The sequence below is a fragment of the Pseudomonas sp. AC229 genome (genome assembly GCF_979254655.1).
Genome location: NZ_CEEDHK010000007.1, coordinates 1 through 22,215 on the forward strand (window position 1 = coordinate 1; position 22,215 = coordinate 22,215).

The following is a 22,215-nucleotide window of genomic DNA, read 5'->3' on the forward strand; positions in this document are numbered from 1 at the left end:
GTGCTGGCCCTTGAGGCTGTCGGGCAGGTTCAGGCGCTCACTTTTCTCGGCGGCATTGAGCAGCATGAGGCTGACGTTGGCGCCGCCTTCGAGGTCGGTGATGCGCAGCAGTTGGCCACGTTTGAGCACGAACGAGGTATGGCCGCCGCCCGGTACGGTTTCTTCATACAGGCTGGGGCGCAGGCTCAAGGCACTGGTCATGATCAGGCTCCTTGGTAGACGGAATGCAGGCTGCCGGTAACATGCGCCGGCAGGGCGTCGACGGCGGCGCGGGTGGCGCGGCGGTCGGGGTTCAGGGGAATGTCGTAGGTGATGCGCGCGCCATAGGCGTTGGGCGCGTGCGGGTCGTGGCGAACCTTGTCGAACACCAGAATGCGGGTGCCGAGGGTGAAGCCTTCGGACAGGTCGTGAGTGACCATGAACACCGTCAGTTTGGTTTCGCGCCACAGCTCCAGCAGCAGCGCGTGCATGTCTTTGCGGATGCCGGGGTCGAGGGCGCCGAAGGGTTCGTCGAGCAGCAGCACGCGCGGTTGCATGATCAGCGCCTGGGCGATGGCCAGCCGTTGTTGCATGCCGCCGGAAAGCTGCGTCGGGTATTTATCCAGCGCGTGGCCGAGGCCGACCTTTTTCAACAGCTCGGCGGCTTGCTCCCGAGCGTCGCGCTTAGCCCGACCAAACAGGCGACCTAGCAGCGGCGAGCGCGGCAATTCCAGACCCAGCGCCACGTTGTTCAGTACGGATAAGTGCGGGAACACCGAGTAGCGCTGAAACACCACGCCACGGCTGGCATCCGGCTCGCCGACCAACGCTTTGCCGCCGAGCAGAATTTGCCCTTTGCTCGGCACTTCCTGGCCCAGCAACAGGCGCAGGAAGGTGGATTTACCGCAGCCCGAGGTGCCTACCAAGGTGCAGAACTCACCTTCGGCGACGTTGATGTTGAGGTTCTCCAGAACCACTTGATCGCCGTAGGTTTGCCACACATTTTTGACTTCGATGAACGCACTCATGCCTTCGCCCCCTCATACCAAGGGAACGCCAACTGAGTCAGGCGCTTGAGGCCCAGGTCCATCAGCCAGGCGAGCAGGGTGATCCACACTACGTACGGAAGAATCACGTCCATGGCCATGTAGCGGCGCACCAGAAATACGCGGTAGCCGAGGCCGTCGGTGGAGGCGATGGCTTCGGCGGCAATCAGAAACAGCCAGGCCGAACCGAGCACCAGACGCAGGGCGATAAGCAGACGCGGCAGCAGTTGCGGCAGGATCACCCGCAGAATCAGGGTCCAGGTCGAGGCACCGAGGGTTTGCGCCTTGATCAGCAGTTCCGCCGGAATTTCCCGCGCCCGCTGTTCCAGATCCCGCGCCAACACCGGGGTGATGCCGATGACGATGAGCATCACTTTCGACAGCTCACCGAGGCCGAAAACGATAAACAGGATCGGCAGAATCGCCAGCGGCGGCACCATCGACAGCACCGTCAGCAGGGGCGACAACGGTGCGCTGAACAACGGCAGGGTGCCAGCGGCAATGCCCAGGCACAGGCCGATGATGGCGGCAATGCCCAGGCCCATGCCAAGGCGTTGCAGGCTGGAGGCGGTGTCTTGCCAGAGCAGATAGCCGCCGCTGCGTTTGTCTTCGGTAAACGCCATGCGCTTGACCGCGTCCGTCATTTGCACGGCGCTGGGCAGCAGCTTGTCATTGGGGTTGTCCGCCAACCGCGCCGAGGAGCCGGTGAAGTAGGCGAACAGCACCAGCGCGAACGGCAGCAGAATCAGCAGCAGTCGGCCGGCACCGTCGGGGTGGCGATTGATCAGGCGCATGGGGGTCTCGCGTTCGGGATCGGGTTGCCCCGAGCAGTTCCTTCACCCGCAACACTCTGGATTCCCGCCTGCGCGGGAATGACGGAGGTTTTGGTCGAGTTCATCGTCAGGCAGCGCTACAGCGTGCCGTCCGCCGCCATCTGCACGTAGCTGGGGTCGAAGCGCAGTTTGATGTTGCCGCTGTCGCCGGTGACTGCGTCTTTGGCGAAGCTCATGCCGACCGCGCCGGCATCTTTGGCGCCTTCACCGAGCAAGCCGTGGGCGAAGGAGAAGCTGGCGACCTTGCTCATGGTTTCCGGCAGCTGTGGGCTGGTGGCAAAGGCCAGGGCGTCTTTGGCGGTGTAGAAGAGTTTGGTGGTCGCCAGTTGCGACTTGAAGCCGGCTAGATCTGTACCCGAGGCCTTGGCCATGTGCTCCAGCGCGGCGGTGGCGCGCGGGGTGTCGCTGGCCATCAGCTCCATGATTTCGAACCAGGCGCCGGTCAGGGCTTTACCGAGGGCCGGGTTGTCTTTGAGGGTGGCGGTGTTGACCACCATCATGTCCATGATCTCGCCGGGAATCTGGCTGGAGTTGAACACTTCAGTGGTGTCCGGCTGGGCTTTGATTTCCGCCAGCATTGGGTTCCAGGTGACCACCGAATTGACATCGCTGGTGTTGAAAGCGGCCGCGATATCGGCGTCGGACGTGTTCACCACGCTGAGGTCTTTTTCGCTCATGCCGGCAGTTTCCAGGGCGCGTGCCAGCAGGTAGTGAGAAACCGAAAGCTCGACCAGATTGACCGGCTGGCCCTTGAGGTCGGCCAGGGTTTTGCCCTTGCCTTTGAGCACGATGCCGTCGTTGCCGTTGGAGAAGTCGCTGACCACCAGGGCGGTGGAATCGACGCCGCCTGCAGCCGGAATGGTCAAGGCGTCCATGTTGGTCATGGTGCAGCCGTCGAACTGGCCGGCGGTGTACTGGTTGATCGACTCGACGTAATCGTTGAGCTGCACCACGTCGATGGCGATGTTGTACTTCTTCGCCCACTTATCGACGATGCCTTCGGCGGCCGCGTATTCCCACGGCATCCAGCCGGCGTAGAGGGTCCAGCAGACGCTGAATTTTTCTTTGGGGGCAGCCTGGGCGCTGAAACTGAACGTGGCAGCAAGGCCGGCGAGAACGAGGGCGAATAACGGGGACTTGCGCATGTAAAACCTCCAGTTCGAGATAAAAGCGGGCAGGCGCAACGCGGCGTGGCGTTCGTCTCCCGGGCTTTTGTCCCGCCGTGTAACCTCACTGGAGGTCGATAACTCTCGGACCAGTCACTGAGCGTTTTAAGCGCTAGCCGGAACCCTAGTCATCCATTGCGAATTGTGGTGCCGCGTACCCAGGCAACTGCCCGGTTAATCCTGCACAGCTGAGCTAAAGCGAGAGCCGTGCCAAGTTGCGCTGTGTCCAGCGCCCATGGGGCTCACGGTGTTTTTCAAGCGCGGGGCAAGGAACCCACGTGCGCGAAAACGAGGCGCGGGGTATCGGCATGCTGCGCTTTGGTGCGCGCGTGAAATAAATGGCAATGGAATATGAATGGCCCTACAGCAAGCCGGGCGGAATCTGTGCTGTCCAAGACCGTGGGAACACTGCTGAACGGCATTCGCCGCTCGGTTCCCATGCGGTCTCAGGAGGCTGCCATGATGCGTTATCGAACCCTGCTGCTTGGCCTGTTAGGCCTGTCTTTGGTGGGTTGTGCGGGTTATGACTACGACGACAACTACGACCGCAGCTATGGTCGCTCCGGGAGTTACACCACGGTGTACGGCGCGCCGTACGTTCAACGCTACGAGGTGTATTCGGCGCCGCGCTATTACCGCGCACCGGCGCCCCGTTACTACGTGCCGGCTCCTGCGCCGCGTTATTACAGCGCGCCACGCCGCGGCCCGGTTTACAACGGCTGGAACCAACCGCCGCGCGGCTATTACCCAGCCCCGCACCGCTATAACGGTGACCGTGATCGCCACCACGCCCGCGACCGCGATGGTCATCGAGGGGATGGGCATCGGGGCAATGATCGTCGCGGCGAACATCGCAGCGACAATCGCAATGGCGGCGACTGGCGCCAGCGCAATCGCTAACCGCCCCTTTTACGCCGCGCAAACAAAAGCCCGCTGTCGCGGGCCTCTGTGCATTCAACTAGCGGGGCGCTAGGGAATGTAGGTACTGCTTGGCAGGGCGGCTAGTCAGCTTTTATTGCCGTGGCTTGCCTGCCCACCCTTGCGACCGGCTTCGGACGCTTTTTGCGGGTCGTTGGCAAAGTTACCGCCACTATTGTGGCCGCCTTTACGTCCGGCTTCCGAGGCCCGCGCTCGATCATTAGCGAAGTTACCGGGGTTTTTGTTGGTGGTCATATTGGTTTCTCCTCTTCTATGAGTTGTCGCAAAACCCGCTTGGGCCTTACAGGAACTCTGAAGGGGAGCGCTGGAGTTTCGTTCGGCTGAATTTAAGTTGTTGGCGACAAACGGTTTTTTGATATTAAAGTGCAACTTCTCTTGTTTCTTTTTATGAGCGACCAAACTTGCGCAAAGTCGGTTTAGCAACTATGGCGGCCGCGTTTTCCCCTATTTACAGCCAATAAAAACGGCGCAGATGACCGCCCATCCCTTACACGGAACTGCCGCGATGGCAGTTTGCTCGGATGTTTCACACACCGATAAAACCCTTCAAGCACTAGGCGTAGCGGCCGGGTGCTGATGGGCAAGTGATTCAGGGACATAGACGGCATGGGCGACTACCACATCAACCGTGTGCCAGAGGGCTGGCAACTCATCAAAAAAGGCGCAACCCGCCCCTCTAAACGTGCGCTGACCAAAGCGCGCCTACTTCAGGAAGCCGAACGGTTCCTACGCGGCAAAGACGCGACATTGATCATTCATAACGAAGATGGCACTACCGAAGAGAAGTCTTACCTTGCGGGGCGGTTGATGCCTGCCCGTTGGGCGAGGTGGCAAGAAGAAAACGAGCGCGCCAAGGACGATGCCTCATCCGGCTGAGGGCAAAAAAAAGCCCACCGCAGGGGTGGGCGTTTTTCTTGCCAGGCGATCACCAGCGACCGTGGTGACCATAACCGCGCGGCTCGTAATACACCGGCCGTGGCGCCGGTGCGTAATAACGCGGGCCGTAATAGCGCGGCGCTTGCACAACCACCGGTTGGTAGTACACCGGCTGCGCATACACAGGCTGTGCGTATACCGGTTGTGGCGGCGGATAGTAGGCAACGGGCGGCGGCGGGGCTTCGACGTACACCGGTGCACGCTGCGAGGCGACCACGGCGCCGCCTACCACGGCACCGACCACGGCGCCTAAAACGAAAGGTCCACCGTCTCCACCGTGGGCGGACGCTTGCCCGGCGAGGGCAAGGCTGCCTAACAGCAGGGCAACTTTGGGCAGACTGAACATGGTTGTCTCCTGATACCCGGGTGAGATGAATCCGGGGTATCTGTAAGACGCGTCTCGATTAAGGAAGTGCCGGGGTGAGGTGTAAAGGTTTTGTAAGGGAAGGGCAGCGTTTGGTCCTGGGACTCGGGTTGGGCTTTTGATTTGGCTTTTCATTTGCCCGCCCCATTCATCGCAGGCCGAGTGGAGTCGACGTGGAGGGGGTTGAGCGGCCGGGAGCCGCGAAAGGCGTGTCGGGCCATGGATGGCCCGTCTCGACGTGCCCCCGGAGCGGCGACGGAAGGAGGGAAGTCGGAGCGCAGCGGAGACCCAAGGTAGGGGCAAGCCGTTTTTGCTTACTTTTTAGCTGGGCCGGCATTCCGGGCGACTGCTAAAAAGTGAGTCGCGCGTAAGGCGCGAAACAAAACGTTCAGCGCACGCAGTAATGAGGACCACCGCACTTTGAAGCGGCGCGAAGAGCGACGGCATTACCCCTGCACAAACTCCGCAAACTTCACGCCCGTACCCGTCGGCCGAACATCCTGAAACAGCGAATCCCGATCGGCCGACAGCTCCAGGCTAACGGTCGCATTGCGGCTGCCTTTGTTGCGGGTCACCAGGCCATCTTCATGGGTGCGCAGGTACAGCGTCGGTACGCGCAGATGGTGCAATTCATCGGTCACGTGGTTGTGCATCAGCAGGTGCACCCATTCGTACTGGCCGATTTTCAGACGGCCGACGGGAATGTCGAACCACCAGATATTTTTGTTGAGGTTGATGGTCGCGAAGTGCGTGTTGTTGACGCCGAGCACTGCGCTGCCGAGTTGTTGATTACGGCGGGCAATGGCGGTTTTTTTGTCGATTTTCATGCTGTTCCTGACACGCAAGCGATGTGGGGCGAAGGCGGCCGGGGCCGCGCGGCGCGTAGTGTAACAGCGGACAACGGCTTGCCAATCACTGGCGATCGCGGCGCAGTGCGACGAGCGTTTTGGTCCGTTGGTATCGAGCGAATCGTTCAGCCAAGGAAGCCGGCAACGATTCACCAGGGCTAAAGCCTAGACGAGCGTAAAAGTCGCCAAGTGTGGGGTGGCAAAAAAGCCACACCGGGCCGTTCGCCTCGGCGCAGGCAACCTCCACGAGCTGGCTGGCGATGCCGCGATCGCGCAGCGCCGGCGCCACGAACAGGCCGGTCAACCAAACCCCTTCGTCCGCGTGCGAGCCGATGCTGCGCAAGCCCAGCGCCGCGACAATTTCCGTTTCTTTCGCCACCCACAGTTGCTCGTCAGCGCCGGCGCGCATGGGCGAGCGGTGGGCGCGGTAGAACTTGTTTAGCAGCGGGCGCAATTCGGCGGCGAGAGGGCCGTAGCTGAGGTCGGACATGGCAGTTTTTCAGTGGTGAAAACGCCGGCATTAAATCATTTACCCCGTTCGCCTTGGCACAAATGCCCTACGAATCGCCGGGGCGCGCTTTGTCTGGCTAGGCATGATAGGAACCCCAATGGTTTTGCCAGGAGCGGCGCATGTCCTACAACACCCTCAGTTATCAGGTAAGCGAGAACATTCTGACCCTCACCCTTAATCGCCCGGAACAGCTCAACGCGTTCACGGTGGAAATGGCCCACGAGCTGATCCATGCGTTTAACCGTGCCAGTGATGATGAAGAGGTTCGCGCCATTGTGGTGACCGGCGCGGGCCGCGCGTTTTGTGCCGGCATGGATTTGTCGGTAGGCGGCAATGTGTTCGGCCTGGACGAAAGCCAGCAGCCGACCCTGGAAGACATGCAAACGCGCCTGGACGACCCGGCCATTCGCGACGGCGTGCGCGATACCGGCGGGCGCGTGACCTTGGCGATTTACGACTGCAAGAAGCCGGTGATTGCCGCCATCAACGGCGCGGCGGTGGGCATCGGCGCCAGCATGACCTGCGCCATGGACATTCGCCTGGCCAGCGAGCACGCGCGCATCGGGTTTGTGTTCAACAAGATCGGCATCGTGCCGGAGGCGTGTTCGAGCTGGTTTCTGCCGCGCATTGTCGGCATTTCCCAAGCGCTGGAGTGGGTGTACAGCGGCGACATTCTCAAGCCGGAAGAAGCCTTGCAGGGGCGCTTTGTAAAAGCCGTGGTGCCAGCCGATCAATTGCTCGAGGAGGCTTACAAGATTGCCCGGCGCATTGCCCAGCACAACCCGGTGGCCATCGCTCTGACGCGGCAGATGATGTACCGCAACGCCGCCCAGCCTCATCCGCTGGAAGCGCACAAGGTTGATTCGCTCGCCATGTTCTACACCAGCGTTGGCGGCGGCAAAGAAGGGGTGCAGGCGTTTCTGGAGAAGCGTCCCGCGGACTACAGCGAACAGTCAGCCAATGCGATGCCGTCGTTTTATCCGTGGTGGAAATAACGCCGGGGGTGGAAATAACGCCGGGTCAGAGCCGGCCGAGGATCATGTGCGCGGCCTTGATCAAGGCCGCGATGGGTTGATCGACGGCCAACTGCAGCGTGTCCGCCTGGGCGTTGCTCAGCACCGCCACCAGCGTGGCGCCACCGGCCAGGGTCAGCGACACCTCGGTTTCCGCTGATCCTCGAATGATCTCGCGCACTTGGCCGTGCAGCCGGTTGTCGCCGGGTTGCGCTGCGTCGGTATTGGCGGCCATCAGTTGCACCCACGACGCTTTAATCAGCGCATACAGCGCCACGCCGGGCTGCAATTGCAGGCGCGCGGTGCTGTCGTGGGTAATCGAGGCGGTGAGGCGCTCGCCGGTGTTGAGCTGGAATTCGATACGGTCGTTGACCTCACCGTTGTGAACGGCGACCACGCTGCCGAACAGCTGGTTACGCGCGCTGGTTTTCATGCGCAGACGCTCCATGAATTCCAGCAGGCTCGACACACCAGCGTCGTCGCCCAAGCGCTGCAGAAAGGCTTGGTGCTCTTGCTGGTAACGCTGGTAGCTGGCGATCAAGGCGCGCCCGGCCTCGGTCAGTCGGGTGCCGCCGCCGCCTTTGCCACCGGCGCTGCGCGCCACCAGCGGACTGCCGGACGCGCCGTTCATGGCGTCGATGGAATCCCACGCAAACTTGTAGCTGATGCCCACGGCTTTGGCCGCCTGGCTGATCGAGCCCGTGGCATCGATAGCGCGCAAGAGGGCAACGCGGGCCTCGCCAGCGATGTCGTTACCGTTGTGGGTGATCCAGAATTGGCCTTCGAGTTTCATTGCAGCGGGTGCTCAAGCGCGGTGGCGGCGATGGTAGCACTGGCATTTTATGCGCGTGAAATTCAGAACTTGACTGTCGGGTCAGATATTTTCCAAGATGCGCCGGTTGTTTTTACGGGACCGCTATCCGCTACTCCGTCTAGCGCTATATAGTCGCGAACATAGCGCTCGGTGTGGTGGTTGTCCTCTTCGCTGGAACTTGCCTCTACAAAGGAATTGTTTATGACGTTAACCCTGTCTCGCCTGGTTGTTGCCTTGTCCGCCTCGTTCGCCCTGAGCAGCGTGTTCGCTGATGAGGTGCAAGTGGCGGTTGCCGCGAATTTCACTGCGCCGATTCAAGCGTTGGCGGCGGATTTTGAGAAAGACACCGGGCACAAGTTGGTCGCTTCCTACGGCGCCACCGGCCAGTTCTACAGCCAGATTAAAAATGGCGCGCCGTTTGAGGTGTTCCTTGCCGCCGACGATGCAACGCCGGCCAAGCTGGAACGCGAAGGCGAAACGGTGCCCGGCTCGCGCTTCACTTACGCGATTGGCGCGCTGGCGCTATGGTCGGCGAAAGACCGCTACGTCGACAGCAACGGTGATGTGTTGAAGAAAAACGCCTTCAACCACTTGGCCATCGCCAATCCGAAAGCCGCGCCCTATGGCCTGGCCGCCACGCAAGTGCTGGAAAAGTTGGGGCTCACCGATGCGCTGAAGCCCAAGCTGGTTGAAGGCCAGAGCATCACCCAGGCGCTGCAATTCGTGTCCACTGGCAACGCCGAGCTGGGTTTCGTGGCGCTTTCCCAGGTTTATAAAGACGGCAAGGTCACTGGCGGTTCCGCGTGGTTGGTGCCGGCCAACTTGCATGAGCCGATCAAACAGGACGCGGTGATCCTGAACAAAGGCAAAGACAGCGCAGCCGCCAAGGCGCTGGTCGATTACCTGCGCGGTGACAAGGCCGCAGCGGTGATCAAGTCGTTCGGCTATCAGCTCTAAGAGTTCTCGAGAATGTTCCTGACCGGCGCGGATTTCGCGGCCATTTGGCTGACCCTGCAATTGGCCACGGTGACCACCGTGTTGCTGCTGATCATCGGCACGCCTATCGCCTGGTGGCTGGCGCGAACCCGCTCGCGGCTCAAGGGGCCGGTGGCTGCGGTGGTGGCGTTGCCGCTGGTGCTGCCGCCGACGGTGATCGGTTTCTATTTGCTGATCACCCTCGGGCCAAACGGTGTCATTGGCCAACTGACTCAGAGCCTGGGCTTGGGCATTCTGCCGTTCAGTTTCGCGGGCCTGGTGGTGGGCTCGGTGTTTTATTCCATGCCGTTTGTGGTGCAGCCGATTCAAACCGCGTTTGAGGCGATTGGCGACCGGCCGTTGGAAGTGGCCGCCACGTTGCGGGCCAGTCCACTGGATACGTTTTTCAGCGTGGCGTTGCCGTTGGCGCGGCCGGGGTTTTTAACCGCGTCGATTCTGGGCTTCGCCCACACCATTGGTGAGTTCGGCGTGGTGCTGATGATTGGCGGCAACATTCCAGATAAAACGCGGGTGGTGTCGGTGCAGATTTTCGACCACGTCGAGGCCATGGAATACGCCCAAGCCCACTGGCTGTCGGGCGGCATGCTGGTGTTCTCGTTTGCGATTCTGCTGCTGTTGCAGGCCAAAGGGCGCAAGGCGGTGGTGCGATGATCGAAGCGCGTTTCAACGTCGACTATGCGGCGTTCAGTCTGGATGTCGACCTGCAACTGCCCGGCCGTGGCGTCAGCGCTTTGTTCGGCGATTCGGGCTCGGGGAAAACCACGTGCCTGCGCTGCGTGGCCGGGCTGGAACGCGCCAGCTCGGGCTATCTGCGGGTCAATGGCGAGTTGTGGCAGGACAGCGCCACGGGTTTTTTCCTGCCAGTGCATCAGCGTGCGCTGGGCTATGTGTTCCAAGAGGCCAGCCTGTTTGCGCACCTGTCGGTGCAGGGCAATCTAACCTTTGGTTTCAAACGCATTGGCGCGGCGGCGCAACGGGTGCATATGGCCCGCGCCGTCGAACTGTTGGGCATCGGGCATTTGTTGGATCGCATGCCAGAGCACCTTTCCGGCGGCGAACGTCAGCGCGTCGGTATCGCTCGGGCGTTGTTGACCAGCCCGAAGCTGCTGCTGATGGACGAGCCGTTGGCGGCGCTCGACTACAAGCGCAAGCAGGAAATCTTGCCCTACCTGGAGCGTCTGCATGACGAGCTGGATATTCCTGTGCTGTACGTCAGCCATGCGCCGGATGAAGTTGGGCGGCTGGCCGATCATATGGTGCTGCTCGAAGACGGCCGCGCGCGGGCCAGCGGGCCGGTGGGCGAGTTGTTGTCGCGCCTGGACTTGCCCATGGCCCAAGGCGACGACGCCGGCGTGGTGGTGCAGGCGCACGTTTGCGGTTACGACGCCAACTATCACTTGCTGAGCCTGGGCTTTGCCGGCAGCACGTTGCGCTTTCAGGTGGCGCATACGCCGTTGGCGGAAGGCAAGGCGATGCGTTTCAAGGTGCAGGCGCGCGACGTCAGCCTGGCCCTGGAAAAGCCGCTGCACAGCAGTATTCTCAACGTATTGCCGGTGACAGTGGTGGCTGAAGTGGCGGCGGAAAACAGCGCCCACGTGCTGGTGCAGCTGGATATGCAAGGCACGCCGTTACTGGCGCGGATCACGCGTTTTTCTCGGGATCAGCTTGAATTGAAGATCGGTCAGGCATTGTGGGCGCAGGTAAAATCTGTCGCGGTGCTGGCCTAAACCTTAACGAGGAGGAGGGGGCACATGCTGGAACGCCTCGACACCTGTCGCGCGTTGGAAGAACAGATTTGCGCCGGTCAGCATTGGCCGCCGGAACTGCGCGCGGCATTGCATGAGCTGCTGGAAAAAATAACCGTGGCCGGGCACGACATCAACCTGCTGAGCCTCGGGCTATTCCTCGCCGAGTTCGTGCCGCGCCATAGCCTGGATCGCGCAGAAGAATGGCAGGAGCGGGCAGCCAAGCGTTGGCTTACCCACAGCAAACCCGTGTTGATCGAACGCCTGGCGGATTTTTTCGTCGGCGCGGACGCGGCCTACAGCAGACCTTCGTAGGCCAGGTCGTAGGCTTTGCCCAAGTCGACGGTGGCCGGTTTCTGCGCCTTGCTGTCACCGGCTTTGCGCTCGGTGGCTTTCAGAGTGGCGGGATGAACGAAATCCACTGGCACCGGCGAGCTGGCCAACACCACACCTTCCAACAGAAACGTGCCGGCGCCACCTGCGCCTTGGCCGCTCGTGGCGCGGCGGTTGAGCACCAGTTTTTCGACCTTGTTTGCGCTACAGAACGCCGTTAGCGCCTGCACGAAGGCCGCCACGTCTTCGCGGGTCGGGTTCTTGGCCACGGCCAATTTATTCACTTTCTCTGCCACCAACACATGGCTGGCACGGGTGCCTGCCAGGGTTACGACGCGCGCTTCGTTGGCCTTGAGCAGCAGGCCGGCAACGACGCTGCTCAACGTTTGCCCATCGAGCGGCGGGTGCCGTTGGGTGCGCGGCCGGGCTTCTTGTCGTGGTTGGATTTGTCGATGGGCTTGTAGCCCAGCGGGGCGTTGTCTTTGGCGCCTTTGGCGAACGCCGAGAAAGGAAAGCTGAAGCCAGGCTTTTTCGCTGAGGCGTCGACAGTGGCGTCCACTTCGCTCGGTTGCTCTGGCTGGTCGGGCGAAGGTGTTTGCGTGGTCATTGGGGAAGTCCGGGAGAGGTAATAAAGGTGGAGCGGTGTTTCCAGGGGATCGCGGCCCAAGCCGCTCCTACAGGTTGGCTGTAGGAGCGGCTTTCGCGATCAGCCCGACAGGCCGACGTACACGTTCTGCACGTCGTCATGGTTGTCGAGGGCTTCGAGGAAGGCTTCGACTTCTTCCATTTGCTCCGGCGTCAGCGAGGTCACTGGGTTTTTCGGACGGTAGCCCAAGGTCGCGGAGTTCACGGTAAAGCCGTGCTCCGGCAGGGCGCGGCTGACGGCGTCGAGGTCGGTGGGTTCGGTGATGAACAGCGTGGCGCCTTCTTCAGCGGGTTCGAAATCTTGAGCGCCCGCTTCAATGGCGGCCAGCTCAGGATCGGCGTCGCCTTCCGGGCTGGCTTCGATCATGCCGACGTGGTCGAAATCCCAGGTCACCGAACCCGATGCGCCCATTTGCCCCTTGCGGAACAGCACGCGAATTTCGGCCACGGTGCGGTTGATGTTGTCGGTCAGGCACTCAATGATCACCGGCACTTGGTGCGGGGCGAAGCCTTCATAGGTGGCCGAGTGGAAAGTAACGGTATCGCCCAGCAGACCGGCGCCTTTTTTGATGGCGCGCTCGAGGGTGTCTTTGGGCATCGAGGCCTTTTTCGACTGGTGGATGGCCAAACGCAGCTTGGGGTTGAGGTCCGGATCGGCGCCGTTGCGTGCGGCGATCATGATTTCTTTCACCAAACGACCAAAAATCTTGCCTCTGGCGTTGGCGGCGGCTTCTTTAGGTTTGGCTTTCCACTGTGCGCCCATGCTGGCTCTCTTGCTCTGACTGGTTGGTAAGCGGGTCGTGGCGCGGTGTTTACGGGCCTGTTAACGGGCGGTAAAACCAGGGCGACGAAATAAGGTTGCCGATTTTAGTCGCTCTGCACCGCGCTGGCACCCCCTCAAATCGAGTTGTCTGTCGCATGGCCAAGGCTCGACTGTTTAACACTTTTGCGTAAAACCGATGACAGCCCGGTGGCGGGGTCGCATGATTCGACGTCGCTTAATTCGTTATCCACTTCTCAAACGGTCCGCCTTCGGCCTATGCCTACTCCCTTTGCCCCAGTCTCCCTCGGTTATGCAGCGCTGTCGGTCAGCGGCCGCGTGCGTACGCACAACGAGGATTCACTGCTGTGCTGCCCCGCGTTGCAGTTGTGGGCGGTGGCCGACGGCATGGGCGGGCATCAGCGCGGGGAAGTGGCCAGCGCCATTGCGCTGGATACGCTGCTGGAAGCGGTGCAGGCCGGCGAGTCGCTGGACGCCGCCACCCACAGCGCCAACCAGGCGATTATTGCCGCCGGCGAGCAAGACCCGGAATCGGCCGGCATGGGCACCACCCTGGTGGCGGCGCGCTTCAATGGCGCAGCGTTCGAACTGGCCTGGGTCGGCGACAGCCGCGCCTATCGCCTCAGCGCCCAGGGCATCGCTCAGCTCAGTCGCGACCACAGCCTGGTGCAAAGTTTGGTGGACGCCGGCGAACTCAGCGCTGAAGAGGCGCGCAACCATCCGCGACGCAACGTGGTCACCCGTTGCCTCGGCCAGGCCCAGCAAACCCTGGAAGTGAGCGTGGAGCAGGGCAGCCTGGCGCCCGGCGAGTTATTGCTGCTGTGCAGCGACGGCCTCAGCGGCGAATTGCGCGACGAAGATATTCAGGCCGTATGCGCTGGCGCCAGCACCTTGGACGAGGTGGTGGAGCAACTGATCGCGGCGGCAAACGAGGCGGGCGGGCGCGACAATATTTCCTGCATCGTGATCGGTCTCGCAGTCGTGGAACAAATGGGCGCGAATCAACGCCCGCAAAGTTTCCTCAGGAAACTTTTGAATCTAGGAAAACTCTGACAGTTTGTTGGAAAATGCGCCCAATTTGAGCGAACCTTCCCAGGCTTTTCGTGACACCTGGCTGGCGGCACTGCCGATTTTTCTTCGCCCCCTGACCTAGAGCCTCTGGGCCGATAACTACAAGACGCGTACCACCTTCTTATGAATGACAGCTTGCTAGAATTTCCCGGTTATCTCGTGCATGGCCGGTTGGGTAAAGGCGGTATGGCCGAGGTGTACCTGGCCACCCAGGAGTCGTTGCACCGCCAAGTGGCGATCAAGGTGCTGCTCAGCGCCGACGACGAAGCCTTCAGCAAGCGCTTTATCAAAGAAGGGCACATCGTTGCCTCGTTGCATCACCCCTCGATCATCACCATTCATGACATCGACCAGTTGCCCGACGGCCGCTATTACCTGGCGATGGAGTTCGTGGCGGGCGGCGACCTGGCCCAACACAAAGGCGAAGTGTTCGAGCCGCAGCGCGCCTTGAGCATCGTCCGGCAAATCGCTAGCGGCTTGGCGGTGGTGCATGACAAGGGCATGGTGCACCGCGACATCAAGCCCGCGAATATCCTCTTTCGCGCCGACGGCACGGCGGTAATCACCGACTTCGGTATCGCCAAAGAGCTGGACATCAACAGCGAGCTGACCCAATTCAACGTGGCGGTCGGCAGCCCGGCCTACAGCAGCCCCGAGCAGACGCAGTGCGAGCCGCTGGACGCGCGCACCGACATCTACAGCCTCGGCGTGATTTTGCTGGAGATGCTCACCGGCAATAATCCGTTCAAAGGGTCGAGCTACACCCAGACCGTGATGAATCACGTGCAAATGGACGCGCCGGAGTTGCCGGATCACCTGCGTCAATACCAGCACTTGCTCAGCCGCATGTTGGCGAAAAATCCCGATGAGCGATTTGCCGATTGCCACGTGTTGCTCGCCAGTCTGGCTGAGCTCAACGAGCAGGAGTTGGACCACACCCGCATCGCCAAAGTGGTTCCCATCAAGGCTGAAAAAGCGGACCGCGCCGCTAAGCTTGCCGCCGTAAAAACTGCGCCCGCCAACGTGGCAGCGGTTAAACCAGCCAGACCGGCGAAACCAGCGAAGGCGCCACGCGCCCCGCGAAGCAAGCGCGCCCTGTGGGTCGCGGCGTTGGCGGTGGTGCTTGTGGCCGGTGGCGCCGGGCTGGGCGGTTATTACTATCAGCAACAACAGAAAATCGCCGGCCTGCTTACTCAAGGTGAATTGAGCCTCAACGAGGGCAAGCTGGTTGAACCGCCGGAGCACAACGCCGACTACTTCTATCGCCAAGTGCTGCTGATCGATCAAAACAACGACGAGGCTTTGGATGGCTTGCAACGGGTGTTGCAAGCGCGCATCGCCAACAGCCTGAACCTGGCGCAGAAGGCCGCCACCGAAGACCACTTGCTGCAACCCGAAGGCAACAATGCGGTGTTCTACTACCAGCAAGTGCTGGGCTGGTCGCCGGGCAACGAGCAAGCGTTGACCGGGCTGCAAGCCGTGGCTGAACGGTTCCTCGACCTGAGCGAAGTGGCCTACGACAAGCGCCAATATGACCAGGCGCTGCAATTGATCAAAAGCGGCCTGGAAGCGCAGCCCGAAAACGAAAAACTCCTCGCCAGTCTCAATGGCCACGAAGAACGCATGCGCAAAACCGAGGCCGAGATTGCGGCCCGCGCTGCAGCGAAAAAGAAAGCCGCACTCGCCGCCGCCAAGCCAGCGCGTGCCCCCGCCAGCGGGACGAAGAGTGCTGCGCCGACGACCGCTGAAGAAAATAATCCGAACGTCGTCAAACGCTTGTGGAATAAACTCTTCAACTAGTGGCAAAGTGACACCCTTGTTGCGCGAGGTTCCGGCGGGCCTCGCGTTAACGATTAATTGCTCCCGTTTGGTTGTCATTTCTCAAGGTCGTGCCGCACATGCTCAGGATTCATTTCAGCGACAACCGTCAGGCGCCTATCTGGCTGGTTGACGAGCGTTTCACCATCGGCCAGGACAGCCGCAACAACCTGGTTTTGAGCGATGCCGACATCAGCCCATTCCACGCGGAAATCCGCCAGGACCACGGCCTTTACTACCTCACCGACTGCGGCACGGCCGCTGGCACGTTCGTCAATGGCGAGCGGGTTGGGGCGCGCTATCAGTTGCGTTCAGACGATAAAGTGAAGCTCGGCGACCTGGAGCTGACGCTTATCGATCCGGCCAAAAGCAAACCCAAACCGGTTGCCGCACCGCGCTGGTTCTTGCAAGTGATTACTGGCGAGCAGCATCAAGGGCACAAATTCCACGTCACCGGCTCAATGACCTTTGGCCGTTCGGTGAAGTGCGAAATGTGCTTTGGCGACCTGGAATTGTCGCGCCGCCACGCTGAGTTTTTCTTGAAAGACGAAGTGCTGGAAATCAAAGACCTCGCCTCGGCCAACGGCGTGTTCGTTAATCACCAGAAAGTGGCGATGGCTGTGCTGCAACCCGGTGATCAGGTGCGCATGGGCTCGGTCACGCTGTTGGTGATCGGACCGAAAGTGGAAGTGGCGCAATCGGATGATGAAGACGCGACGCTGTTTATGCCGGCGCTGAACGTGCCCAAGCCCACGGTGATTCGCCCGAGCGTGCAGGCGGCCACGGTCAACCCGCTGAAAGTGGCCACCGCCAACGCCGCCAGTGCGCAGCAGGAAGCAGTGGTTGAAGCGCGGCCGGTGAACAAAGGGTTGATCGCCGTGTTGGCGTTCGCCCTGGCTATCGGCGCTGCGTTCGCGATCAAAACCTTGCTGTAAGCACGCCGCTGCATCAAAAGCCCGAGCGTAAAACCTCGGGCTTTTTGCGTTTGATAGGCCGGGGAATGGGCTTAACTTGCTAATAGCCAAACCTTTTCAGCAATATCATTCTCATCGATGATAGCTATCTCGAGCGTTCACTTTTTAAACAACTGGCGATCCGTAAGATTGGCTCCGTACTCACTTACACACCCAATCTTCTGGAGCAACCACCATGAAATCTCAAGCCTTCGCTGCACTGTTCATCGCTAGCCTGTTCACCATTCCAGCTGCCCAGGCCGCTTCCGTTGCAAGCCCTGCCGTCGTGCAAACCGTTCTGGCCGAAAGTGGCGCTGACCGCCGTGTCGCCGACGAAGGTGGCTACATGGTGATTGACCGCGTAGCCGAAGGCGGCGCAGAACGTACCAACCGTGTGGCTGAAGGTGGTGCAGAGCGTACTTACCGTGTAGCTGAAGGCGGCGCTGAACGTAGCAACCGCGTAGCTGAAGGCGGTGCAGAGCGCACCAACACCGTTGCTGAAGGCGGTGCCGACCGCACTAACACAGTCGCCGAAGGTGGTGCAGACCGCACCAACACCGTTGCCGAAGGCGGCGCTGAACGCAGCAACCGTGTAGCCGAAGGCGGTGCCGACCGTACCAACACCGTTGCCGAAGGTGGCGCTGAACGTACCAACCGTGTAGCCGAAGGCGGTGCTGATCGTCTGCAGGCTCATACCCTGGCCTGATTACCGGCCAGGTTTCACCCCTTCAAAGCCCGGCACTGGCCGGGCTTTTTGTTGCCTGCGTTTTACGCCACAGCGTCTTCCTGCATGGCGATCAGCTCCCAGATATGGCCGTCCAGGTCTTCGAACGAATGCTGGTACATAAAGCCGTAATCCTTTGGGTCCCCGAGGGTGCGCCCGCCTGCGGCCAGGGCTTTGCTGACCAGCTCATCCACTTTTTCGCGGTCGGCCACGGCCACGCAGGTCAGCACTTCGCTATGGGTATGGGCGTTGCAGATGGCTTTGGGGGTGAAGCCCTTGAATTTTTCCTCGGTCAGCAGCATGGCGTAGATGTGCTCGCCGAGAATCATGCAGGTGGCGGTGTCGTCGGTGTATTGCGGGTTGAAGGTGAAGCCCAGGTGGGTGAAGAAGGCGATGGCGTTTGGCAGATTCTTAACCGCAAGGTTGATAAAGATGTCACGGACCATAGGGGTTCTCCTGAAAGAGCGCGTCGCTGGAGCCAGCGATTGCGCCCCGGTCGACCGCCCGGGCAGGGCATCGACCGGGCGTCACCGTTAGGTCCATTTCCGCGCGGTTAAAGAAGGGTAGTAGAAGACAGGCGTTCAGCATGGTGGTGGCTGTGACCATTCTTGCAAGTACCGTTCTGGCAGTTGCCACTGCAGGTTTTCTGCAGGCGGCGCTCGGCACGAATTTCCGGTAAGTCGCGGCGGCCCATGTACACGTGCAGCGCGGGTGAAAGGTTGAGGCGGTCGTCGATATTCTGGTTGAACAGCAGTTGCAGGCATTCGCGGCTGAGTGTCATCACGTCGCCGTCTACCTGTACCCAGACGAACTCGGCAGTGGGCGTGATGCTGCTTTCAACAACGTCCAGGCCAAAGGAGTCTTCGCTGAAACGCACGATGTGCTGGCCGGTTTTGCTGTTGAAACCGACGAAGCCTTTGAGCGCGTCGGCGGCGGCGCAGATGGTGGCGGCAGTGGTGGTTGGAGTGGTGTTCATGCTCGACCTCGGGGGCAAAAGAAGCGCGGTGGCGCGGGTCGCACGGTTATACGGCGGCCTTTGCGCGGCAGCGTTGCCTTGGGTCAAGGGGATCTCAATGCGAACGCATTGCATCTTCGTGGTTGCGGGCGATCCGTCGCGGTCGCCTGTTAACGAGCGGTGAGCCCATACAAAAACGCCCCCGGCGCACAGTGGCACCGGGGGCGTTAGGGGCGGATCAGTCCTGGCGGCTGGTCACTTCCAGCAAGTGGTAGCCGAACTGGGTTTTCACCGGGCCCTGCACCACGTTGACCGGGGCGCTGAAAACCACGGTGTCGAACTCTTTAACCATCTGACCAGGGCCGAACGAGCCGAGGTTGCCGCCTTCACGGCTGGATGGGCAGGACGAGTTGTCTTTGGCCACCTGGGCGAAATCGGCGCCGCCTTCGATAGCAGCTTTTAGTTCATTGCACTTGGCTTCGGTGGAAACCAGGATGTGGCGAGCGGTGGCTTTAGGCATGGCAGGAACTCCTCTGAGAAAGGCCACGAGCCTACCGGATTTGCCGTCGTATTCAAGGCTGGCGCGCAGGGTTTAGCCGCGCTGCAAACGCTCCAGTGCCAATGGCGCGTTCATTCGTTGTGCCAGATCCAGCGCGCTCAACCCGCCTTGTTCGCGGGCGTCGCGGTTCGCGCCATGGGCGAGCAACACATCAATGGCTGCGGTTTGGTTAAACATCGCCGCCATCATCAATGCGGTTTTGCCGTCCGGCGTCGCGCCTTCCACATCCGCCCCGTTGGCCAGCAGTAACTCCAGCATGGGCACATTGCCTTTGAAAACGGCGCCGGCGAGCGGCGTTTGCCCATTATTGTTGCGCAGGTCCGGGTCGGCGCCGTGCTGAAGCAGCATGGCTACGGTTTCCAGGTGGCCGTGGTAGCTGGCGAGCATCACCAGGCTGTCACCTTTGTGGTTGCGCAAATCTGCCGGCAGGCCTTGGCTCAACAGCGCTTGCAGATCCTCGGTGGCTCCGGCGCGGGCAGCATCGAAAACGCGCTCGGCGAAGGCCAGGGTTTCGTCATCAAGCGAGGCGGCGTCGGTCATGGTGTGGCTCCGTGCAAAAGTAGGAATGCGCGAAGCATAGAGGGCGTGCCGCAGCGAAGCTTATTGAGAAAGTTGATGGCGGCGATGGCTTTGCCCGCGCCCTTAAGCCGGCAGCAAGCCGGCCTGCTGATAGCCCGCTACCAATTCGTCGTACAACGCGATGTCGGAACGGCTTCTTGCCACTAGCTGCGCACCGGCAATGGCCGCGTAAATCGCCCGAGCGCGCTGGTCGCTGTGTTCGGCACTGACCACATCGGCCGCCGTCAGCGTTTTGCTCAGCCAGGCGATATTCACATCGGCAAAGGTTTGCACCTGGGCTTTGACCGGCTCTGGCAAATCGTCGTATTCGGCCGCCATGTAACTGCACATGCACAGGCGATTTTCGTTCTCCAGCGAGCGGCGAAAAATGCTCGGGTACTGGCGCAGGCTTTCCAGTGGATCGGCCGTTTGCTCGAGTAAGTCTTCGAGCACGGCGGCGGTGTCTTGCCAGTAACGCTCGGCCACAGCCGCGCCCAAATCGGCTTTGGTCGGGAAGTGGTAGTGAATGCTCGCGCTCTTGATGCCGACGGTGGCGGCCAGGTCGCGGAAATTCAAACCACTGTAGCCATGGGCCTGCGCGGCTAGTCTGGCGGCGTCGAGAATTGCTTCCCGGGCGTTTGCGCTCACGGCGGCTTCCTCGTAGTTAGTGAAAAGGGAGGTGAAATGGTAGCTGGATCATCTTTACCTGCCAACTGATAGATAGAGGTTGACGGCCTGAAATTTCGAGCTTAAGGTTTGTCTACCAATTGATAGGTAGGAGATCGCAGCATGACCGCTTTGAAAATTTACGACTGGCCCACTGGCCCTTATCCGGCTCGCGTTCGCATCGCTTTGGCAGAGAAAGGCCTGCAAAAGCAGGTGCGCTTTGAATCGGTGGATTTGTGGAAAGGCATGCACAAAAAGCCCGAGTTCCTAGCCAAAAACTTTTCCGGCACGTTGCCCGTATTGGAGCTTGAAGACGGCACGCTGATCGCCGAATGCACCGCCATCACCCAATACCTCGATGCGCTCGACGGCGCGCCAAGCCTGACAGGCCGCACGCCTAAGGAAATGGGTGTGATCCATATGATGAGCAAGCGCGCCGAATTGGAGCTGCTCGACGCCATCAGCGTGTATTTCCACCACGCCACTCCCGGCCTCGGGCCTGACGTGGAGCTTTATCAGAACCAAGAATGGGGCTTGCGTCAGCGCGACAAGGCACTTCGCGGTATGCGCTATTTCGACCAGGTGCTGCGTCGCCAACCGTTTGTGGCCGGCGACCAGTTCACCATGGCCGACATCACGGTCATTGGCGGGTTGATATTTGCCGGCCTGGTCGAGCTGGAAATCCCGCAAGAGCTGGATGCCCTTCGCGGCTGGTGGGCGCGGATGCAGGAGCGGCCCAGCGTTCGGGACCGACTGAGCATGTCCGACCCCGCGTAACCTAACGGCTCGCCTGCGCGGCGCTGATGCGCCAGAGGCGAGCAATATCCCGAGCGCGCTCGCGCAATAGTGTGGGCGCTTGCTTGCAGGCTTCTTCCAAGGTCATCGGCCCGTTGGCGAGCGAGAACGCGGCATCGATGCCAGCCTCGTACACCTCGGCGTAGCCGTCTCCCAGCGTGCCTGCGACGACAATGACTGGCACGTCGAATTTCTTGGCCACCCGCGCTACGCCAAGTGGCGTCTTGCCGCGCAAGGTCTGGGCGTCGAACCGGCCCTCGCCGGTGACCACCAGATCGGCGCCGTGCATTTTTTCCGCGAGCCCCGTCAGCTCCGCCACCACTTCCACGCCCGGCCGGAACGTGGCGTTAAGAAAAGCCTTGGCGGCGAACCCAATGCCACCGGCCGCACCGGCACCCGGCTCGTCACGCCGATCAGTTCCCAAGGCCACCGCTGCACAATCGGCAAAGTGGGCGAGGGCGGCATCCAATTGCTCAATCTGCTCGGCGCTGGCGCCTTTCTGTTTGCCAAAGGTGAACGAGGCACCGTGGGGGCCGCATAGCGGATTATCGACGTCAGCAGCCACTTCCACCTGCACCTGGGCCAAGCGCGGGTCGAGCCCTGTTATTTCGACACTATTGAGCACCGATAGCGGCAAGCCGCCGGGCCCGATCGAATGGCCGCCGGCGTCCAGCAGCTTCACGCCCAAGGCCTGCAACATGCCGGCGCCGCCGTCGTTGGTCGCGCTGCCGCCAATGGTCAGAATGATTTTCTGCGCGCCGGCATCCAGCGCGGCGAGTACCAATTCACCGGTGCCACGGGTGGAGCTGAAGCGCGCATCCCGCAGCTGCACCGGCACCAACTGCAAGCCGCTGGCTTCGGCCATCTCGATAATCGCGGTGCGTGATTGCGCCAGCCAACCCCAACGGGCGTTCACCTGCTGTCCCAGCGGGCCGCTTACCCGCGTGGTGCGCGCCTCGCCCTGCAGCGCGGCGAGAATGGCCTCTACCGTGCCTTCGCCACCGTCTGCCATTGGGCATTGCACCAGCTCGGCTTCGGGCCACACGTCCTGGAACCCGCGCGCTAACGCCGAGGCGGCATGGGCGGCGCTCAGGCTGTCTTTGAACGAGTCGGGGGCGATGACAATTTTCATAACGGGCTCCGGCAGGTGAGGGCGTCCATGCTGGC

Annotated in this window: 29 protein-coding genes, 1 pseudogene and 1 riboswitch; of the genes and pseudogenes, 12 read left to right on the forward strand and 18 right to left on the reverse strand. The window is 61.1% G+C overall.

Translation table 11 applies throughout. The annotated features are described in order from the left end of the window. From AC0IW7_RS11100 to AC0IW7_RS11115, 4 genes are all read right to left on the reverse strand, one after another. Positions 1-201, reverse strand: a 201-nt coding sequence (locus tag AC0IW7_RS11100; protein ID WP_471817893.1) for a DUF1989 domain-containing protein, incomplete at its 3' end; no start/stop codon positions are given. Between the two features lie 2 nt (positions 202-203). After that, on the reverse strand, positions 204-1,007 hold the full coding sequence (locus AC0IW7_RS11105; protein WP_471817895.1) for an ABC transporter ATP-binding protein: 804 nt from the start codon (positions 1,005-1,007) through the stop codon (positions 204-206). Next, positions 1,004-1,819 carry an ABC transporter permease gene (locus tag AC0IW7_RS11110; RefSeq protein WP_463539621.1) on the reverse strand — a complete coding sequence of 272 codons (816 nt, stop codon included), beginning with the start codon at positions 1,817-1,819 and terminating at the stop codon, positions 1,004-1,006. Before AC0IW7_RS11110 ends, AC0IW7_RS11105 begins: the two co-directional genes overlap by 4 nt. A gap of 116 nt (positions 1,820-1,935) precedes the next feature. Then, the gene (locus tag AC0IW7_RS11115; RefSeq protein WP_471817898.1) at positions 1,936-3,003 is read right to left on the reverse strand and encodes a putative urea ABC transporter substrate-binding protein; all 1,068 of its coding nucleotides are present in this window, start codon (positions 3,001-3,003) and stop codon (positions 1,936-1,938) included. 54 nt (positions 3,004-3,057) lie between these two features. After that, positions 3,058-3,163, reverse strand: a riboswitch (guanidine-I (ykkC/yxkD leader). 320 nt (positions 3,164-3,483) lie between these two features. Between AC0IW7_RS11115 and AC0IW7_RS11120 the strand changes: the two genes are divergently transcribed. Next, positions 3,484-3,924, forward strand: coding sequence for a hypothetical protein (locus AC0IW7_RS11120; protein ID WP_471817900.1), 441 nt, complete (start codon positions 3,484-3,486; stop codon positions 3,922-3,924). 105 nt (positions 3,925-4,029) lie between these two features. Here AC0IW7_RS11120 and AC0IW7_RS11125 read toward each other — a convergent pair whose 3' ends face one another. Further along, positions 4,030-4,197 (reverse strand): con-10 family general stress protein, encoded by a 168-nt coding sequence (locus AC0IW7_RS11125; RefSeq protein ID WP_122493769.1) that lies wholly within the window; start codon positions 4,195-4,197, stop codon positions 4,030-4,032. A 372-nt stretch (positions 4,198-4,569) separates the two neighbouring features. Between AC0IW7_RS11125 and AC0IW7_RS11130 the strand changes: the two genes are divergently transcribed. Next, positions 4,570-4,839, forward strand: a complete 270-nt coding sequence (locus AC0IW7_RS11130) for a DUF2188 domain-containing protein (RefSeq protein WP_471817902.1) — start codon at positions 4,570-4,572, stop codon at positions 4,837-4,839. Between the two features lie 49 nt (positions 4,840-4,888). On the opposite strand, the gene AC0IW7_RS11135 is transcribed toward AC0IW7_RS11130, so the two are convergent. From AC0IW7_RS11135 to AC0IW7_RS11145, 3 genes are all read right to left on the reverse strand, one after another. Further along, positions 4,889-5,245 carry a hypothetical protein gene (locus AC0IW7_RS11135; protein ID WP_471817904.1) on the reverse strand — a complete coding sequence of 119 codons (357 nt, stop codon included), beginning with the start codon at positions 5,243-5,245 and terminating at the stop codon, positions 4,889-4,891. 464 nt (positions 5,246-5,709) lie between these two features. Continuing rightward, positions 5,710-6,090, reverse strand: coding sequence for a hypothetical protein (locus AC0IW7_RS11140; protein WP_463383403.1), 381 nt, complete (start codon positions 6,088-6,090; stop codon positions 5,710-5,712). An 85-nt stretch (positions 6,091-6,175) separates the two neighbouring features. Further along, positions 6,176-6,601 (reverse strand): GNAT family N-acetyltransferase, encoded by a 426-nt coding sequence (locus tag AC0IW7_RS11145; RefSeq protein ID WP_471817906.1) that lies wholly within the window; start codon positions 6,599-6,601, stop codon positions 6,176-6,178. 140 nt (positions 6,602-6,741) lie between these two features. On the opposite strand from AC0IW7_RS11145, the gene AC0IW7_RS11150 reads away from it, so the two are divergent. Then, positions 6,742-7,617: a crotonase/enoyl-CoA hydratase family protein gene (locus tag AC0IW7_RS11150; RefSeq protein WP_471817908.1), complete on the forward strand. Its 876-nt coding sequence runs from the start codon at positions 6,742-6,744 to the stop codon at positions 7,615-7,617. Positions 7,618-7,642: 25 nt separating this feature from the next. Here the strand turns inward: AC0IW7_RS11150 and AC0IW7_RS11155 are convergent, their stop codons facing one another. Then, a complete protein-coding gene (locus AC0IW7_RS11155) occupies positions 7,643-8,428 on the reverse strand; it encodes a TOBE domain-containing protein (RefSeq protein ID WP_471817910.1) in 786 nt (261 codons plus the stop codon). Positions 8,429-8,650: 222 nt separating this feature from the next. Here AC0IW7_RS11155 and modA point away from each other — a divergent pair, with 222 nt between their 5' ends. The 4 genes from modA to AC0IW7_RS11175 are packed head-to-tail and all read left to right on the forward strand — an operon-like array spanning position 8,651 to position 11,505. Further along, positions 8,651-9,406 carry a molybdate ABC transporter substrate-binding protein gene (modA, locus tag AC0IW7_RS11160; protein WP_471817912.1) on the forward strand — a complete coding sequence of 252 codons (756 nt, stop codon included), beginning with the start codon at positions 8,651-8,653 and terminating at the stop codon, positions 9,404-9,406. Positions 9,407-9,418: 12 nt separating this feature from the next. Next, positions 9,419-10,096 carry a molybdate ABC transporter permease subunit gene (modB, locus tag AC0IW7_RS11165; protein ID WP_471817914.1) on the forward strand — a complete coding sequence of 226 codons (678 nt, stop codon included), beginning with the start codon at positions 9,419-9,421 and terminating at the stop codon, positions 10,094-10,096. Continuing rightward, positions 10,093-11,172 (forward strand): molybdenum ABC transporter ATP-binding protein, encoded by a 1,080-nt coding sequence (gene modC / locus AC0IW7_RS11170; RefSeq protein WP_471817915.1) that lies wholly within the window; start codon positions 10,093-10,095, stop codon positions 11,170-11,172. Before modB ends, modC begins: the two co-directional genes overlap by 4 nt. Before the next feature lie 24 nt (positions 11,173-11,196). Further along, on the forward strand, positions 11,197-11,505 hold the full coding sequence (locus AC0IW7_RS11175) for a hypothetical protein (protein WP_471817917.1): 309 nt from the start codon (positions 11,197-11,199) through the stop codon (positions 11,503-11,505). Here AC0IW7_RS11175 and AC0IW7_RS11180 read toward each other — a convergent pair. From AC0IW7_RS11180 to AC0IW7_RS11190, 3 genes are all read right to left on the reverse strand, one after another. Further along, positions 11,487-11,906: a DUF3010 family protein gene (locus tag AC0IW7_RS11180; RefSeq protein WP_471817918.1), complete on the reverse strand. Its 420-nt coding sequence runs from the start codon at positions 11,904-11,906 to the stop codon at positions 11,487-11,489. The two genes, AC0IW7_RS11175 and AC0IW7_RS11180, sit on opposite strands and share 19 nt — an antisense overlap. Further along, positions 11,903-12,130 (reverse strand): hypothetical protein, encoded by a 228-nt coding sequence (locus tag AC0IW7_RS11185; RefSeq protein WP_471817920.1) that lies wholly within the window; start codon positions 12,128-12,130, stop codon positions 11,903-11,905. Before AC0IW7_RS11185 ends, AC0IW7_RS11180 begins: the two co-directional genes overlap by 4 nt. 99 nt (positions 12,131-12,229) lie before the next feature. Further along, positions 12,230-12,931 carry a YebC/PmpR family DNA-binding transcriptional regulator gene (locus AC0IW7_RS11190; RefSeq protein ID WP_122493756.1) on the reverse strand — a complete coding sequence of 234 codons (702 nt, stop codon included), beginning with the start codon at positions 12,929-12,931 and terminating at the stop codon, positions 12,230-12,232. Between the two features lie 276 nt (positions 12,932-13,207). Here AC0IW7_RS11190 and AC0IW7_RS11195 point away from each other — a divergent pair, with 276 nt between their 5' ends. The 4 genes from AC0IW7_RS11195 to AC0IW7_RS11210 all read left to right on the forward strand — a co-directional run bounded on the left by AC0IW7_RS11195 (position 13,208) and on the right by AC0IW7_RS11210 (position 17,497). Next, positions 13,208-14,002 (forward strand): Stp1/IreP family PP2C-type Ser/Thr phosphatase, encoded by a 795-nt coding sequence (locus AC0IW7_RS11195; RefSeq protein WP_471817922.1) that lies wholly within the window; start codon positions 13,208-13,210, stop codon positions 14,000-14,002. Between the two features lie 141 nt (positions 14,003-14,143). Beyond that, positions 14,144-15,820, forward strand: coding sequence for a serine/threonine protein kinase (locus AC0IW7_RS11200; RefSeq protein ID WP_471817923.1), 1,677 nt, complete (start codon positions 14,144-14,146; stop codon positions 15,818-15,820). Between the two features lie 98 nt (positions 15,821-15,918). Next, the gene (locus tag AC0IW7_RS11205; RefSeq protein ID WP_471817925.1) at positions 15,919-16,773 is read left to right on the forward strand and encodes an FHA domain-containing protein; all 855 of its coding nucleotides are present in this window, start codon (positions 15,919-15,921) and stop codon (positions 16,771-16,773) included. Positions 16,774-16,987: 214 nt separating this feature from the next. Then, complete coding sequence (locus AC0IW7_RS11210) at positions 16,988-17,497, forward strand: phage infection protein (protein WP_471817927.1); 510 nt, start codon at positions 16,988-16,990, stop codon at positions 17,495-17,497. A gap of 62 nt (positions 17,498-17,559) precedes the next feature. Here the strand turns inward: AC0IW7_RS11210 and AC0IW7_RS11215 are convergent, their stop codons facing one another. The 5 genes and pseudogenes from AC0IW7_RS11215 to AC0IW7_RS11235 all read right to left on the reverse strand — a co-directional run bounded on the left by AC0IW7_RS11215 (position 17,560) and on the right by AC0IW7_RS11235 (position 20,235). Continuing rightward, positions 17,560-17,961 (reverse strand): VOC family protein, encoded by a 402-nt coding sequence (locus AC0IW7_RS11215; protein WP_471817929.1) that lies wholly within the window; start codon positions 17,959-17,961, stop codon positions 17,560-17,562. 200 nt (positions 17,962-18,161) lie between these two features. Beyond that, positions 18,162-18,491, reverse strand: a pseudogene (locus AC0IW7_RS11220) (DUF2025 family protein); the annotation flags it as partial. Between the two features lie 217 nt (positions 18,492-18,708). Next, entirely contained in the window at positions 18,709-18,990 is a 282-nt protein-coding gene (locus tag AC0IW7_RS11225) for a peptidylprolyl isomerase (RefSeq protein WP_122453555.1), read from the reverse strand. A gap of 72 nt (positions 18,991-19,062) precedes the next feature. Beyond that, complete coding sequence (locus AC0IW7_RS11230) at positions 19,063-19,569, reverse strand: ankyrin repeat domain-containing protein (protein ID WP_471817931.1); 507 nt, start codon at positions 19,567-19,569, stop codon at positions 19,063-19,065. Positions 19,570-19,671: 102 nt separating this feature from the next. Next, positions 19,672-20,235, reverse strand: coding sequence for a TetR/AcrR family transcriptional regulator (locus AC0IW7_RS11235; protein ID WP_471817933.1), 564 nt, complete (start codon positions 20,233-20,235; stop codon positions 19,672-19,674). Between the two features lie 141 nt (positions 20,236-20,376). Here AC0IW7_RS11235 and AC0IW7_RS11240 point away from each other — a divergent pair, with 141 nt between their 5' ends. Further along, on the forward strand, positions 20,377-21,030 hold the full coding sequence (locus tag AC0IW7_RS11240; protein WP_471817935.1) for a glutathione S-transferase: 654 nt from the start codon (positions 20,377-20,379) through the stop codon (positions 21,028-21,030). Position 21,031: 1 nt separating this feature from the next. On the opposite strand, the gene AC0IW7_RS11245 is transcribed toward AC0IW7_RS11240, so the two are convergent. Continuing rightward, positions 21,032-22,180 carry a glycerate kinase gene (locus AC0IW7_RS11245; protein WP_471817936.1) on the reverse strand — a complete coding sequence of 383 codons (1,149 nt, stop codon included), beginning with the start codon at positions 22,178-22,180 and terminating at the stop codon, positions 21,032-21,034. Positions 22,181-22,215 lie beyond the last annotated feature (35 nt).